The organism is bacterium (assembly GCA_024742285.1).
Classification (GTDB): Bacteria; Myxococcota_A; UBA9160; order UBA9160; family UBA4427; genus UBA4427.
This window is the reverse complement of record JANSYR010000001.1, coordinates 1-14,609: the sequence shown is the minus strand read 5'-3', so window position 1 is coordinate 14,609 and position 14,609 is coordinate 1. Positions and strand designations below refer to the sequence as shown.

Annotated in this window: 15 protein-coding genes; 13 read left to right on the top strand and 2 right to left on the bottom strand. The window is 68.4% G+C overall.

Going from position 1 to position 14,609, the window contains the following annotated elements; all coding sequences use genetic code 11:
- The first annotated feature begins 36 nt into the window (after window positions 1-36).
- From NXI30_00075 to nei, 7 genes are all read left to right on the top strand, one after another.
- On the top strand, window positions 37-1,203 hold the full coding sequence (locus NXI30_00075) for an amidohydrolase (protein ID MCR9092586.1): 1,167 nt from the start codon (window positions 37-39) through the stop codon (window positions 1,201-1,203).
- 87 nt (window positions 1,204-1,290) lie between these two features.
- The gene (locus NXI30_00070) at window positions 1,291-1,737 is read left to right on the top strand and encodes a zinc ribbon domain-containing protein (GenBank protein MCR9092585.1); all 447 of its coding nucleotides are present in this window, start codon (window positions 1,291-1,293) and stop codon (window positions 1,735-1,737) included.
- A gap of 3 nt (window positions 1,738-1,740) precedes the next feature.
- Window positions 1,741-2,931, top strand: coding sequence for a thiolase family protein (locus tag NXI30_00065; GenBank protein ID MCR9092584.1), 1,191 nt, complete (start codon window positions 1,741-1,743; stop codon window positions 2,929-2,931).
- Window positions 2,932-2,952: 21 nt separating this feature from the next.
- Window positions 2,953-4,683, top strand: coding sequence for an amidohydrolase family protein (locus NXI30_00060; protein MCR9092583.1), 1,731 nt, complete (start codon window positions 2,953-2,955; stop codon window positions 4,681-4,683).
- Between the two features lie 85 nt (window positions 4,684-4,768).
- On the top strand, window positions 4,769-5,611 hold the full coding sequence (locus NXI30_00055; protein MCR9092582.1) for an amidohydrolase family protein: 843 nt from the start codon (window positions 4,769-4,771) through the stop codon (window positions 5,609-5,611).
- A 45-nt stretch (window positions 5,612-5,656) separates the two neighbouring features.
- A complete protein-coding gene (locus tag NXI30_00050) occupies window positions 5,657-6,706 on the top strand; it encodes a DUF3080 domain-containing protein (protein ID MCR9092581.1) in 1,050 nt (349 codons plus the stop codon).
- Between the two features lie 40 nt (window positions 6,707-6,746).
- Window positions 6,747-7,571, top strand: coding sequence for an endonuclease VIII (gene nei / locus NXI30_00045; GenBank protein MCR9092580.1), 825 nt, complete (start codon window positions 6,747-6,749; stop codon window positions 7,569-7,571).
- Here nei and NXI30_00040 read toward each other — a convergent pair.
- Entirely contained in the window at window positions 7,556-8,116 is a 561-nt protein-coding gene (locus NXI30_00040) for an SRPBCC family protein (GenBank protein ID MCR9092579.1), read from the bottom strand. The genes nei and NXI30_00040 overlap by 16 nt on opposite strands.
- Window positions 8,117-8,265: 149 nt before the next feature.
- Between NXI30_00040 and NXI30_00035 the strand changes: the two genes are divergently transcribed.
- The 6 genes from NXI30_00035 (at window position 8,266) to NXI30_00010 (ending at window position 13,488) form a co-directional block, all read left to right on the top strand.
- On the top strand, window positions 8,266-8,469 hold the full coding sequence (locus NXI30_00035; protein ID MCR9092578.1) for a hypothetical protein: 204 nt from the start codon (window positions 8,266-8,268) through the stop codon (window positions 8,467-8,469).
- A complete protein-coding gene (locus NXI30_00030; GenBank protein MCR9092577.1) occupies window positions 8,466-10,037 on the top strand; it encodes a cryptochrome/photolyase family protein in 1,572 nt (523 codons plus the stop codon). The genes NXI30_00035 and NXI30_00030 overlap by 4 nt, the downstream gene beginning before the upstream one ends.
- Window positions 10,034-10,621, top strand: coding sequence for a hypothetical protein (locus tag NXI30_00025; GenBank protein ID MCR9092576.1), 588 nt, complete (start codon window positions 10,034-10,036; stop codon window positions 10,619-10,621). Before NXI30_00030 ends, NXI30_00025 begins: the two co-directional genes overlap by 4 nt.
- A gap of 3 nt (window positions 10,622-10,624) precedes the next feature.
- Window positions 10,625-11,020 (top strand): DUF2256 and DUF3253 domain-containing protein, encoded by a 396-nt coding sequence (locus NXI30_00020; protein MCR9092575.1) that lies wholly within the window; start codon window positions 10,625-10,627, stop codon window positions 11,018-11,020.
- 69 nt (window positions 11,021-11,089) lie between these two features.
- Complete coding sequence (locus NXI30_00015) at window positions 11,090-13,222, top strand: PQQ-binding-like beta-propeller repeat protein (protein ID MCR9092574.1); 2,133 nt, start codon at window positions 11,090-11,092, stop codon at window positions 13,220-13,222.
- A gap of 95 nt (window positions 13,223-13,317) precedes the next feature.
- Complete coding sequence (locus NXI30_00010) at window positions 13,318-13,488, top strand: DUF4363 family protein (GenBank protein ID MCR9092573.1); 171 nt, start codon at window positions 13,318-13,320, stop codon at window positions 13,486-13,488.
- 132 nt (window positions 13,489-13,620) lie between these two features.
- On the opposite strand, the gene NXI30_00005 is transcribed toward NXI30_00010, so the two are convergent.
- On the bottom strand, window positions 13,621-14,609 hold a 989-nt coding region (locus NXI30_00005), incomplete at its 5' end, for a hypothetical protein (GenBank protein MCR9092572.1).

Below are 14,609 nucleotides of genomic sequence, written 5' to 3'. Positions count from 1 at the left end.
TAACGTAGGAGGGACACCACCGACGGAGGACACCCCATGGGCCGTAAGTACCAGATCATCTCGGGAGACGGACACGTCGAGACGCCGCCGGAATCCTGGGTCAAGTACATGCCGGAGATCCATCAGGACCGGGCGCCGCGACTGGTCAAGCTGGCCACCGGCGGTGAGGCCTGGCTGATCGAGGGGCAACCGCTGATCCCGAACGGTCAGAACATCACCGGGCGCGGACCGGTCGTGACCGAGGGCGGCAGCTATTTCAACGAGGACGGCTCCGCGGCGGAAGGGGCGGGCTCCGCCGAGCAGCGTCTCCGCGAGCAGGACATCGACGGGATCGACGCCGAGGTGCTCTTTCCGCCGATCTTCGCGTCGAGAGCGATCGAGAACATCGGGGACAAGGACGTGTACCGCGCGCTGATCCGCGCGTACAACACCTTCCTCGCCAAGGACTACTGCGCGGTCGCTCCGGATCGGCTGATCGGCAACGGCGTCGTCCCGACGACCGGCGTCGACGACGCGATCGCGGAGATCGAGTTCCTGAAGGACAACGGGATCAGCTCCGTCTCGCTCCACATGTTCCCGAACGGCTCCGGCTTCTCGAAGCCCGAGGACGACGCCTTCTGGAAGCGCAGTCTCGAGATCGGCATGAGGCTTTCGCCGCATTTCGGCTTCGGTCAGATGTCCCCCGACATGAGCAGCGTCGGCGTCGGCGTCGGTCCGGATCCCTTCGCAGGAACCATCGTCCAACGCGTGAGCGGCCAGCCGCCCATGTACAACATGAGCCAGCTGATCTGCTCCGGGGCGCTCGACCGCTTCCCGGATCTGCAGTTCTACTTCGCCGAGGTCAACGCGAGCTGGCTGCCCTGGGGCATGTTCGTGATCGACGACAACTACGAGATCTTCCGGGGCTCCTTCGACCGGAAGCTCGAGCGGAAGCCTTCGGAGTACATCCTCGATCACTTCTGGTTCGGCATCATCCGCGACCCGAAGTGCGTGGCGATGCGCGATCACCTGCCCTTCGATCGGCTGATGTTCGGCTCCGACTTCCCGCACTCGGTCGGGTCCTACCCGAACTCGCGGAAGTTCCTCGACGACGCCTTCGACGGCGTCGACGAGTCCTTCCGCAACCAGATGCTCCTCGAGAACCCGGCGAAGTACTTCGACCTCGATCTCGAAGCGGACATCACGCCGACGCCCGAGGCCTGACCGCGGTCCATTCGGCTCCTTCCGAGACCGGCCCGTGGTGATGACCACGGGCCGGTCTCGTCAGCACCACCCCATTCCAGAGGCAAGATGAGCGAATCCGTTTCCGATGCCGAGCTGGTCGAGCGCTTCCCGTGGGTCCAGATCTCCCACGATTCGAAGCACCACTTCCGTGGCTGGCTCGACGAGAAGCTCCTGATCAACCGCTGCGCGGACTGCAGCCGATTCCATCACCCGCCGAAGCCGGTGTGTCCCGGTTGCTGGTCGGAGAACCTCGTCCCGACGGAGGTCGCGGGGACGGGAACGGTCCATCTCGCGATGCATCTCCGCCAGGGCGCGCCCGCGCCGGGCGTCGACTACGCGAAGGGGCCCCATCCCGTCGTCGCGGTCGACCTCGACGGCACGGACGGCGTGCGCTTCAGCAGCACGGTCATCGATCTGCCGGTCGAGGAAGTCGCGATCGGTCTCCCCGTCGAGCTCGCCTGGACCGAACGCTACGGCCATCCCTTCCCCGTGTTCAAGAAGCGGGAGGGCTGATCGATGGCGCGACGAAATCCGATGCGGGACGAGATCGCGATCGTCGGCGTGGGCTCGACCGAGTTCAGTCGAGACGCGGGCGGCGTTTCTCCGGCGAAGCTGGGGGCCGAGGCGTGTATCGCGGCGATCCGTGATGCGGGGATCGACAAGAGCGAGATCGACGGTGTGGTCGGGGCCCTCGAGCCGGGCGCGCCCCGGGCGAACCAGATGTCGTCGATCCTGGGGCTGAGCGACATCACGCACCACTCGAGCCCGATGCCGGTCGCGGTCTTCGCCCTCGTCGACGCGATGACGGCGATCTTTTCGGGCCAGTGCGACACGGTTCTCCTCTACTACGCCTTCACGCGCGCGCCGTGGAACTCGCGCTCGGCAGCGAAGGATCCCTTCCGGAGCTACCTGGGCGGGATGATGGGCGGAGGACTCAAGGCGCCGCCGATGCCCGAGTCGATCGACCCGTCGGCGGCGTACACCGCCTGGGCCGCGCGGTACGTCCACGACTACGACGTGCCGCGAGAGACCTTCGGCCGGGTGGCGCTCAACATGCGCGCGAACGCGGCGAGGAACCCGAAGGCGGCGATGAAGACGCCGCTCACGATGGAAGCGTACCTCGAGGCGCGCATGATCCGGGATCCGCTCTGCATGCTCGACATGGACATCCCGGTCGACGGCGCCGACGCGTTCATCCTGACGACGACGGAGAAGGCGAAGAAGCTCACGAAGAACCCCGTCGTCGTGCATGCGGCGACGGCGGGCATGGTCGGCGAGAACGACGAGGACCAGCTGCCGTCCCTCGCGCGACACGGTCAGCACGTCGTCGTCGAGGCGCTCAAGGAGCGGAGCGACGTCTGGATCGACGACGTCGACGTGTTCTTCCCCTACGACGGCTTCAGCATCATCACCCTCGGCTGGATCGAGAACATGGGCTTCGCGAAGCCCGGGCAGGCGGGGCAGTGGATGCAGGACAACTGGGACGATGAGCTCGGTTGCGTGATGATCGACGGCCGCGTGCCGATGAATCCCCACGGCGGCTCCCTGTCCGAGGGGGCGTCCCGGGGAACGGGGCATCTGCGGGAAGCGGTGACGCAGCTGCGGGGCGACGCCGGCGAGCGGCAGGTCCACGACGCGAAGACGGCGCTGATCGGGTGCGGTGGATTCTTCTTCAACTCGCAGGGAGCGATCCTGAAGCGCCTCTAGTGCGGCGCGGGAGCGATTGGAATGGCCGATATCGTCATCAAGGGCGCCACGATTCTCGACGGGACCGGAGCGCCGGGGTTCGTCGGCGACGTGGGTGTGCGCGGAGGAACGATCTCGTTCGTCGGTTCCGGTGACGAAGCCGGTCTCGAGACGATCGACGGGAGCGGGCTCATGCTCACACCCGGCTTCGTCGATCCGCACACCCACTACGATGCCCAGCTCGCCTGGGATCCGAGCGCCTCGCCTTCGAATCTCCACGGGGTCACCACGATCATCGGAGGCAACTGCGGCTTCTCGATCGCGCCGCTCGGGCCCGACGACGCGGACTACATCCGGCGCATGATGTCGGTCGTGGAAGGGATGCCCCTCGAGGCCCTCGAACAGGGGATCGAGTGGGACTGGCGGAGCTTCGGGGAATGGCTCGCGCGGCTCGACGGGAAGACGGCGGTCAATGCGGGCTTCCTGGTCGGACACTGCGCCCTCCGGCGGACGGTGATGGGCGACCGCGCGGTCGGCAACGAGGCGACCGACGACGAGGTCGAAGCGATGTCCGCCCTGCTACGGGATTCGATCGGGAGCGGCGCCCTCGGTCTCTCGTCCTCGCGATCGTTCACCCACAGCGATGGCGACGGCGCGCCCGTTCCTTCCCGGGCCGCGAGCGAGGAGGAGCTGCTCACCCTCTGCGACGTGACCGGGGAGCACGAGGGCACGACCCTCGAGTTCATCACCGACGGCTGTCTCCACGGCTTCGCCGACGCCGAGGTCGACCTGATGACGCGGATGTCCCTGCGCGCGGGACGGCCGCTCAACTGGAACGTGTTCACGATCGACTCGAAGGAGCCGGATCGTTTCGCGAATCAGCTCGGCGCCCAGGAGAGGGCGGCGGAGCAGGGCGCCGAGGTCGTCGCGCTCACGATGCCGACGCTCGTCGGCTTGACGATGAGCTTCCTGACCTATTCACCGATCCACCAGCTGCCGGGCTGGCGGTCGATCCTCTCGCTTCCGCTCGAGGAGCGGATGGCGGAGCTCCGCAAGCCCGACGTCCGCGCGAGCCTCCTCGAAGGCTCGCGTTCGCCGGAGGCCGGCGTCTTCGCCCGCGTCGCGGACTTCCCGAACTTCCGGATCGGCGAGACGTTTGCTTCCGCGAACGAAGGGCTCACCGGGCGGCTGGTCAAGGAGATCGCGGCGGAGCGCGGCGCCGACGACTTCGACACGCTGATCGACATCGTCCTCGAAGACGACCTGCGGACGGTTCTCTGGCCCGATCCCCCGGACGACGACGCCGAGAGCTGGGCGCTCCGACGCCAGGCCTGGGAGAACGGGCACACGCTCCTCGGTGGTTCGGACGCGGGGGCCCACCTCGATCGCATGTGCGGCGCACCGTATACGACGGATTTCCTGGCGGACTGTCTCCGAGGGCGGAAGCTCTGGCCGATCGAGAAGGCGGTCCAGGCCCTCACGGATCGGCCCGCCCGGCTCTTCGGCCTGCGGGGCCGCGGTCGGATCGTGGAGGGCTATCACGCGGATCTCGTGCTCTTCGATCCCGAGGAGATCGGGAGCGGCATGATTCACGAGCGCAACGACCTCCCAGGCGACTCCGCACGCCTCTTCGCCGAGTCGACGGGGATTCGCCGTGTCTTCGTGAACGGCGAAGCGATCGTCGTCGATGGTCGCGCGACCGAGGCGCTTCCGGGTCGGATCCTGCGATCGGGCGCGGACACGGACACGGTCTCGATTTCAGGGGCGCGATAGCTCGATCCAGCTCGGCAGCTCGAAGGGTCGGTCGCGTTCGTTCGTACAGGAGCGAGTTCGCCTCCGGTTCCGGCAAGGAGAAGCGATGGTTGCCGCCTCAGACGGGTTCGAAGTCCTCGACGTGCACCACCACGTCGGCAACGCCTTTCGCGCCCTGGGCGGAGACCTCTCGTCGGCCCCCGATGCCGAGACCGAGGTCTATCGCGTGCGCGAGCTCGAGGACCGGCTGCGCATCATGGACGCGGCGGACGTCGAACGAGCGATCGTGATTCCGGGCCACGGCTACGAACGAGCGAACGGGATCGCCGATACCCGCGCGGAGAACGATGCGATCGCGCGCTACCGCGATGCTCGTCCCGACCGCTTTCCCGCCGCGATCGGGATCGTCGAACCGAGAGACGGGGAAGCGAGTCTGGCGGAGCTCGAACGCGCGCGGAACGAGCTGGGCCTGGCGGGCATCAGCTTCCATACGCGTTTCCAGGGCGTCTCCCTCGATAGCCGTTGGATCCTCGCCTACGTCGAGCGGATGGCCGAGCTGGGTCTCGTTCCCGTCGTCCACGCGATGAACGAGACGCCGGAGGAAGCGCTCTGGAAGCTCGCGGTCCTCGCGCGCTCGATCCCGGACACGCCGGTGCTCGCCCTCGATCCGTTCTCTTCGTATGAAGCGACGCGCGAGTGCTTCTTCATCGCGGAGGTCGCGCCCAACATCCTCTTCGACACGAGCCTCAGCTACAACTTCGACTTCATCGAAGACTTCGCCCGCGCGTTCGGCGCGGACCGAGTGGTCTTCGGGACCGACCTCTATTCCACGCCCGTCGGACGCCGGATCAGCCATCTCCTGCCGCAGATCCTGGACAGCGCGCTCCCGGACGAGGACAAACGGAAGATCCTCGCGGGCAACGCACGCCGGCTCTTCGGCCTGACCTAGCGCGAGAACCGCGTCCCCGCCCCGCGCAGAAGCTAGAGTCTGCGCATGCCGGGTCGACCCCTTGCGCACCGCAGAGCCTCGCGCCGTCGCGATCTGGTGAGCCGCCTCGCCCTGCGTGGATGGGCGCTCCTGATGTCGGCACTCGGGCTCGTGAGCTGTGGGGAACCCTCGACGGCGGTTCGACTCCGCTACGTCCGCGCCGGCGTCGAGGATCTGCTCAACCGGGAGGCTTCGCCGGTCGAGACGCGCGTCGTCGCGCTCCCGCCTCGCCGCGAACGGATCATGGCCGTCGACGATCACACGATCGGCCCCTTCGATTTCCTGGCCACGATCGGTTGCCGACTCTCCGAAGTGGTCGCAAGCCGAAACGCGGCACTCGGTCGCGTGCTCCAGCCGACGCGCCGACTCGCGCACGAGCTGGACGTGATCGGAGCGGTCGAGGCCTGCCTTCCCACGCTCGGCGAGGAACGCGCCGATCGCCTGGCCGGGATCCTGGTGGCCAAGCAGGGAGCGCTCTCGCGTCACGCATGGAACGCGATCTGGCTCGACGAGGACCTCGAGCGGTTTCTTTCGTCGGGACCCGCGGCGTTGATCGGCGGGCGCGATCCGAAGGACGGGGCGCGCCAGCTCCTGGCCGCCGCCTCGGCGATGCGCATCCGAGACGTCGACGCGCTCCAGGATGCGTTCGAACAGCTCCGGGACGATCCCGCCGCGGGGCCGCGGTTGCGCGACGCAGCGGCGGCGACGAGCGAGCTCGAACGGATCGCGGCACTGGTCGCGACGGTGCCGGCCGACCGTTGCTCGGCCGCGGCGCGGCAGCTCGTGCGGATCTTCTCGGAGCGTTTCGTACCGGTGCGGGGGCCGCTCGCCGACCTCGATCGGGACGCCCAGGGACTGGCCGAAGGCGTACGGGCGGCCTTCGAAGCGCTGGATCCGATCGAGGCGAGTGCCTCGATGCAGGCGTATCGCGTTGCGGTCGCCGGGTCGGAGAGCGATCCAGGCGTCGCGGGCTCGCTTCGCGCGGCGATCGTCGGGCACGCTCGTGCCTGGAGCGGCGTCCTCGCGGCGTGCGAGGCGCTTCCGGGCGCGAGCTGAATCCACGGTCGGATCGCGACGGGAACGAGGGGAGACGAGGGTGCCGGAGGGACCGGAGATCGCACGGGAAGCGGATCGGATCCGCGAGGCAGTGTTGGACAAGCGCGTCGAGCGCGTCCACTTCGGCCTGCCGCACCTTTTCCGTCGAGGGGCCGCCTTCGAGGACGCCCGTGTGGTGTCGGTCCGACCGCGCGGCAAGGCGATGTTGATCGGCTTCGACAATGGCCTGACGCTCTACAGCCACAACCAGCTCTACGGTCGCTGGTACGTTCGGCCGGCGGGTTCGCTTCCCGCGACGCGTCGGCAGCTGCGCCTGGCGATCGAGACGCACGACCGCTGGGCCCTGCTCTACAGCGCCTCCGAGATCGACGTTCTCGACGAGGTCGGACTCTCGATGCATCCCTACCTGGCGAAGCTCGGGCCGGATGCCCTTGACCCCGAGCTCGACGCGGCCACCGTCGCCCAACGCCTGGAAGATCCGCGCTTCCGGCGGCGGGGCCTCGGCGGGCTGCTCCTCGACCAGTCGTTCGTCGCGGGCCTCGGGAACTATCTCCGCTCGGAGATCGCCTTCGATGCGCGCATCCATCCGGACCAGCGTCCGGTGGACCTGACGCCCGCGGATCGGAAGCGACTCGGTCGCGCCACGATCAAGATGGCGCGGCGGGCGTACGAGACGGGCGGCGTGACGCTCCCGGCCTCGCGCGCGGCAGCGCTCCGTCGCGCGGGACAGTCGTGGGCGCGCTCTCGACACTGGGTATTCGCTCGTGCGAAAAAGGCGTGTCGACGGTGTGACGACACGATCGTCCGCTTCGACCTCGCGGGTCGTCGGATCTATGTCTGCCCCACGTGTCAGCGACCGAGGTAGGCGGCGTCCGGCTCCGCCTCCGGCGGCCCCTCGCTCGCGACCGATTCCGCGGCGCGCTCCTCCTCCGCCGGGACGAGGCGGGGGCCGGATGGCTCGGTCTCCTGCGTCCGAGGCAGGGTGTTCAGCGCGCGGCGCAGGCCGTCCGCGGAGCGTTGGCCCGAGAACTGGAAGCCCACGTGGACGAGCGGGTCGAGCAGGAAGGCCACCCCCTCCAGTCGCAGGTCGGCGTCGTAGCGGATCTCGGTCCCGCCGGGCCGAGCTGCGAGCTCGATCGTGTCGAGGGAGCGGAACCAGGGCTCGTCGGCGCGGAACACGAGGAGGCGATCCGCCTCGCAACGTTCCAGCGTGTAGAGGATCGGCACGATTCGTCGGTCGAGCGCCAGCTCGACGCGGAATCGCGCGCCCTCGCCGATCGGACCCTCGTCGAGCCGTAGCGCGCGGGGGACGCTCGGGTCCCACTCGGCCGCGTTCGAGAAGTCGGCGAGGTATCGGAAGGCGGTGTGCGGGTCGGCACTCGTCGCGATCGTCGTGTGGAAATAGGCCATGGGTCCCTCCCGCTCTCCCCCGTGAGGCGAGTGCGCGGTTTCGCCGGACCCTACGCTCGGGTTCGCCGGCTGTCTCGTCCAGCGCGACCCTTCTCGCCGGGCAGTCAGGAGTTAGGGTCCAGCGAACGCTTCCCGGAGGCTAGACCGCCGTGCCCCAGTTCCTCCTGCTCGTCCATCTCGCAGCCACCTGGCACCGGGTGGGGCTCTGCTGGCGGGTTCAGGGCGTGCAATATCCGCTGATGGAGGAGGTCGGACGGGAAGGGTTCACGGCCCACGAGGTGGCCCACGTCGCCGGGATCGGCCCGACCGTGGCGTGGGCGCGCGGGTCGCGCTCCACGGCCGCTTCGACATGAGCGCCTTTCTCGAGCGCCTTCGTGCCGCCAACGTGGCCGACCCGTCGCGGGTCCGTCGCTGGATCTTCGTTCCCTACGACCAGCTCACCGATCGCGTGGGTCCCCTGGCCATCGAGCCGGCATCCGAGATCGGCATCGTCCTGGTCGAGACCACGTGGAAGCCACGCCAGCGTCCCTATCACAAGCAGAAGCTCGCGATGGTCCTCGCGAGCCAGCGCCATTTCGCCCTCGAGCAGGCGGAGCGCGGCGTCGCCGTCCGGTACGTCTTCGGGGAGGCCCCCTACGACGAGCTGCTGGCGCCGGTGATCCTCGAGCTCGGCCCGCTGCGGATGATGGAGGCGGCAGAGTACGAGCTCCGGTCGCGACTCGCGGGGCTCGTCGAGGCGGGCCGGATCGACGTCGTCCCGAACGAGACCTGGCTCACGACGCGCGATCAGTTCGGCGCGGCGTTCGCGGGCGGCAAGCAATGGCGCATGGACCGCTTCTATCGCCGCGTCCGCCAGGACTCGGGCATCCTGATGGAGGCCAAGAAGCCCGTCGGCGGGAAATACAGCTTCGATGCCGACAATCGGAAGGCCTGGAAGGGCGAGCCGCCGGCGCCGGATCCGCCGGTCTTCGAAGTCGACGAGGTCAAGCAGGAAGTCGTCGCGCTCGTCGCCGATCGGTTCGCGGACCATCCGGGCGAGCTGGACGTCGAGGCGCTTCCGGCGAGTCGCGCGGATGCGGACCGGGCATGGGCCTGGGCGAAGGCGTCCTGTCTCCGATCTTTCGGACCCTACGAAGACGCGATGTCGACGAAGTCGGCGGGCCTCTTCCACACCCGGATCTCGGCGCTGATGAACAACGGCCGCCTGCTGCCTCGAGACGTCGTGGACGATGCGCTCGCGCTCGATCTCCCGCTCGCCAGTCAGGAGGGCTTCGTTCGGCAGATTCTCGGCTGGCGCGAGTTCATGCGGCACGTCCATTTCGAGACGGACGGCTTCCGGAAGCTGGATGCCTCCGCCACGACGAACGCCCTCGATGCGAGCGAGCCGCTGCCGGACGCCTGGTGGGGCACGCCGTCTGGACTCGCTTGTCTCGACCACGTCGTCGAGGAGGTCTGGCAGACCGGCTACGGCCACCACATCACCCGCCTGATGGTGCTCTCGAACATCGCGACGCTCCTCGGCCTCGATCCGCGCGCGCTGAGCGACTGGTTCTGGGTCGCCTACGTCGATGCCTACGACTGGGTGGTGGAGCCGAACGTGATCGGCATGGGGACCTACGGCCTGGGCGATCTCTTCGTGACGAAGCCCTACGTGTCCGGCGCCGCCTACATCGACCGCATGTCCGACTACTGCAAGACGTGCGCTTTCTCGCCCAAGAAGGATTGTCCGCTCACGCCGCTCTACTGGTCCTTCCTGGAGCGAAACGAGGGGACGCTCGAAGGGAACGTGCGGATGGCGATGCCGCTCCGAAGTCTCGCGAAGCGCGGTGACGATCGACGCGCTGCGGATCGGCGTGTGCGCGAGCACGCCCTCGCGACGCTCCGCGCGGGAGGGCGGCTCGAACCGGAGACGTTCGCATGAACGACGACTACTACTCGCCGCACCCGAGAATCGTGCTCTCCCGTCCGATCCTGATCGGTGGTCAGCTGGGATCCGGTGCGCGGATGGTGGGCCGGATGCTCGCCGCGCGCACGGGCCTGCCCTTCGTGGAGGTGGACCGGCGAATCGAACACGAGGTGGGTACGAGCATCGCCGACCTCGTGGCGAGGACGAGCGTCGACGCGGTGTCGAGGCGTGCGCGCAATGTGCTCGAGGCGTGTGCGCTCCAGCGTCCGTCGTCCGTCGTCGTCCTCGATGCGGCCTGGCCGAGTCGGGACGCGCGCTCGCTCTTTGGTCGACGCATGGAGTTCGTCTACGTCGAACGTCCAGCGACGTATCTACTGGATCGGATCGAGAAGGAGATCCACCGGGGCGGCCGCTGGCTGCTCGGCAACCAGCCCTTCGCCTTCCGCAACCCCGACGATCTCGCGCCGCTCCACGGCGTCCGGTCCGAGATCCTCTCGGCGGCGACGGTTCGCTACGACGCGGGCGACCGGCATCCACACGAGCTCGTAGACGGGCTGCTCGAGTCGATCGAAGCCGTGTTCGGCGCACAGGCATTGTGATCGATGGCGACGGTCCAGGAAGATCGCTTCTGCCGTCGTTGCGGCCGGCGGATCGAGTGGCGCCGGAAGTGGGCCTCGGAGTGGGATCAGATCGCCTACTGCGGCGAGAAGTGCCGACGGAACAAGCTCGGGCGACGTGATCGGGAGATCGAGCGCGCACTCACGACGCGCGCCGCTCGGGCGGCCGCCGGCGCGACGTTCTGTCCGTCCGAGGTCGCACGCGCGGTGGGCGGCGAGGACTGGCGCGACTGGATGGAGCCCGTCCGCGAAGCTGCGCGCCGGCTGATCGTCCGCGGGGAGCTCGAGATGCTCCAGCGAGGATCCGTCGTCGACGCGTCGACCGCGCGGGGCCCGATCCGGCTCCGTCGCGTCGACCCTCCGCTGCGACCCGCCCGCTAGAACCGACCTCGCTCGTCGCCGCCGTCGTCCTATGCTGTTCCTCTCGCGCGAAGCGGGTAGGAGGGTGGCATGCGGGTTTTCGGGGTGGCGCTGGGAGTCGCGGTTCTCGGCTTGACGAGCTGTGTGCGCGGGGAGCCGACGGAGGCGCCGGCGCCCGTGACCGACTGGGAGTGGCGCGTCTATCTCGGCGACGAACGTCGATCCCACTACGCGCCCCTCGACCAGATCTCCCTCGACACCGTCCATCTCCTCGAGCGGGTCTGGACCTACGACACGGGGCCCATCGAAGGCAGCCTCAGCCAGATCCAGTGCAACCCGATCGTGGTCGACGGCGTCCTCTACGGAACCACACCACGTTCCCATCCCTTCGCCCTCGATGCCGCGACCGGAGAGGAGCTCTGGCGCTTCGATCCGACGGCCCACGGCAGCGCGGCGCAGGGACACAATCGCGGCGTCGTCTATTGGGCCGGGCCCGAGGGCGGGCGGATCCTGGCCGCGTCGGGGCAGGACCTGTGGATGCTCGACGCCGGCACGGGGCAGCCCACTCCGGGGTTCGGGGACGGCGGACGCGTCGATCTGCGAACGGGCCTGTCCCACGGTCTCGAAGCCTCGGACGTCGGATCGCCTACGCCGGGCGTCGTGTTCGAAGACCTGCTCATCCTCGGAACGAAGGTCGGCGAGGTCGACGGGGCCGCGCCCGGAGACGTGCGCGCCTTCGATCTCCATACGGGTGCGCTGCGCTGGAGCTTCCATACGATTCCGCACGACGGAGAGTTCGGAGCGGACAGCTGGCCCGAAGGCGCCTGGCGCGAGCGCGGCGGGGCCAACTCCTGGTCCGGCGTGACCCTCGATCGGGAGCGCGGGATCGTCTACCTGCCGACGGGATCGGCCACGCCGGATTTCTGGGGCGGAGATCGACCGGGCGACAACCTCTACGCGAACTCCCTGCTCGCCCTCGACGCCCGGACCGGCGAGCGTCGCTGGCATTTCCAGATCGTGCATCACGACCTCTGGGATCGCGATCTGCCGGCGCCTCCGAATCTCGTCACGATCGAGCGGGACGGAGAGCGGATCGACGCGATCACCCAGACGACCAAGAGCGGACATCTCTTCGTCTTCGACCGCGTGACCGGAGAGCCGGTCTTCCCGATCGAAGAGCGTCCCGTCCACGCCCCGATCCTCCCGGACGAGTGGGTCGCGAAGACCCAGCCCTTCCCGACCGCGCCGCCGCCCTTCACGCGGCAGGCCATGGATCTGGAGCGGATCGACGACGATCGCCGGGCCGAGGGGTTCCGGGCCGGCCAGATCGCGCGCCTCGCCGGCATGCGAATGGGCGAGAACTACATCCCGCCGAGCCTCGAGGGATCGGTCATGTACCCGGGCTTCGATGGCGGCGCAGAGTGGGGCGGGGCGGCGTGGGACGCCGAGACGGGGCTCCTCTACGTGAACGCGAACGAGGTCGGCGGCGTGATGACGATGATGGAGGCGCCGAAGGACGTGAATCCCCGGAGCGTCTATCTCGAGAACTGCGCCGTCTGCCACGGGGCGGATCTCGAGGGAACCGGCGTCGGCCCGGCGATCCGGGACGTCGGCGAGCAGCGGACGAACCTCGAGATCCTGACGCGACTGGCGCTGGGGGGCGGACGCATGCCCGGTTTCGTGCACATTCCTCTGCCGATCCTCGAGCGTCTTACCGCCTACGTCTCCGATCCCGACGACGAGAAGAAAGCGCTGGCGACCCTCGACGCCCGCCCGGGGAGCAGCGCGCCGTACGTGGCACGAGGCTACACCTATCTGCGCGACGAAGAAGGCGTCCCGATCAACTCGCCTCCCTTCGGCACGCTGACCGCCATCGACGTGGCGGCCGGGGAGATCCGCTGGCAGGTGCCGCTGGGCGACTATCCGCATCTCGCCGAGCGCGGGATCACCGGCGCCGGGACCGAGAACTACGGCGGCCCGGTCGTGACCGCCGGCGGCCTCCTCTTCATCGCCGCGAGTGCAGACGAGACCCTTCGCGCCTTCGACAAGGCGACGGGAGAGGTCGTCTGGGAGACGCCGCTGCCCGCTTCGGGATTCGCGACGCCGGCGACCTACTCGGTGGGCGGTCGGCAGTTCCTGGTGGTCGCGGCGGGTGGCGGAAAGCTCGGCCGGCCCTCGGGCTCGACGTACGTGGCCTATTCGCTGCCGGAGAGCCGTCCGTAGGCGGATTCGCACGAAAAAAGTGGCCTTGCGTGAACGCGTTCACGCTTGGATTCCGCTCTCTGTCCGATCCTCTTCGTGAGAGGGGAGACGGAGCCATGGAGACGAAGCGCGTTTCGCAGGAGGTTCGGGGGCGGGTGCTCGACCGCATCCGCGCCGCACTCGAAGACGGGGACGAGGCGAAGGCGCTGCGCGTCGCGCGGGAGCTGCAGGCCCGCTGGAAGAAGGCCGACGATCACGCGGAAGTCCAGGCGATGCTCTACGGCTGAGGGGCGGGCGGTCGTGAAGGATCCGGGACGGCGGGCGTGTCGGCCCCCTGCTCAGGGGAAGACACGTGGACTGAGGACTGCGCCTTTATCGGATTCGATCCTCCGTACGACAGCGTTTGCCAGCCGATTTCGCTAGATCGCGAACCTCGCCCGATGCTCTCGGCAGTGCTCGATCGCCCGCGTCCGGATCCGACCGAAGTAGCATTCCGCCAGCCAGCCCCGGATCGAAGGGATCCGCCCCGCGAATAGCCGCTCACTCAGGACGTCCTTCACCTCCAGCGCCCGCCTCGTGATCCCCAACGCCTGCGCCGGCGTCCCCTTCCGCCGGTTCTCCGACCGATCCTTCAGGTAGTTCCGCCACACCGCCCAGATCGCCATCCGGTAAAGCGCCGACTGCCGCCGCTTCGAGAACGCGATCGTCTCCCGCTTGTGGTTCGCACTGCAGTGACGGATCAAGAGGTCCGAGAGATTCACCGGGAAGAGCGGGTTCTCCGGTGTCCGTGCTTCTTTGGAACTCGTCTGCCCATGAACGAACGTCCGATCCGTGAGACGCGCCATCGCCCTCGGATAGGCTTGGTGCTCGTCTGAATGGAGCTCCACGACGCCCCTCGGCGGGACGACGCGGCGGAGCAGCTCCTCCACCCGCTTCCGCGTCGCCTGCGGGTCCGGACACCCATACTTCTTCTCCAGGATCTGCCGTTTCACGGCCTGAGACGGCCTCATCGTGCCGCTTCGCCTGAGCTCGGCATCGTTGAAGCCGTAGACGAACAGGCTCTTTCCAACGACCAGGTTCACGTCCATCGGCCAGTACTGGCTGTGCTCGAAGGTCCGGAAGCCGTCCAGAACGAGAGGCTCGTTCGGACACGTCTTCGGCCTCATGGACTCGTGGAACAGAAGGCAGTGTCGGCCGAGCCGATCGCTGAGCCGGCGAACGGTCGAGTGCGAGACGCGCTTGGCCCGGGCGATCTGGCGGAAGCCCGCACAGCTCACGAGGAGGTGGAACACGTCCTCGAGGAGATCGCCGCGCCTCAGCCAGTAGGACGGAGAGAAGGTCTGTGAACTGAAGTAGCGGCCGCAACGGGTACAGCGGTACCGCTGGATCCGGCGCGGCCGGGCCTCTC

Bases quoted from the DNA above. Each gene is read 5' to 3' on its own strand.
- NXI30_00040 (MCR9092579.1), bottom strand. From the start codon at position 8,116: ATGGCCTATTTCCACACGACGATCGCGACGAGTGCCGACCCGCACACC.
- NXI30_00065 (MCR9092584.1), top strand. From the start codon at position 1,741: ATGGCGCGACGAAATCCGATGCGGGACGAGATCGCGATCGTCGGCGTG.
- NXI30_00075 (MCR9092586.1), top strand. From the start codon at position 37: ATGGGCCGTAAGTACCAGATCATCTCGGGAGACGGACACGTCGAGACG.
- NXI30_00070 (MCR9092585.1), top strand. From the start codon at position 1,291: ATGAGCGAATCCGTTTCCGATGCCGAGCTGGTCGAGCGCTTCCCGTGG.
- NXI30_00060 (MCR9092583.1), top strand. From the start codon at position 2,953: ATGGCCGATATCGTCATCAAGGGCGCCACGATTCTCGACGGGACCGGA.
- NXI30_00025 (MCR9092576.1), top strand. From the start codon at position 10,034: ATGAACGACGACTACTACTCGCCGCACCCGAGAATCGTGCTCTCCCGT.
- NXI30_00015 (MCR9092574.1), top strand. From the start codon at position 11,090: ATGCGGGTTTTCGGGGTGGCGCTGGGAGTCGCGGTTCTCGGCTTGACG.
- NXI30_00050 (MCR9092581.1), top strand. From the start codon at position 5,657: ATGCCGGGTCGACCCCTTGCGCACCGCAGAGCCTCGCGCCGTCGCGAT.
- NXI30_00030 (MCR9092577.1), top strand. From the start codon at position 8,466: ATGAGCGCCTTTCTCGAGCGCCTTCGTGCCGCCAACGTGGCCGACCCG.
- NXI30_00010 (MCR9092573.1), top strand. From the start codon at position 13,318: ATGGAGACGAAGCGCGTTTCGCAGGAGGTTCGGGGGCGGGTGCTCGAC.
- NXI30_00020 (MCR9092575.1), top strand. From the start codon at position 10,625: ATGGCGACGGTCCAGGAAGATCGCTTCTGCCGTCGTTGCGGCCGGCGG.
- NXI30_00055 (MCR9092582.1), top strand. From the start codon at position 4,769: ATGGTTGCCGCCTCAGACGGGTTCGAAGTCCTCGACGTGCACCACCAC.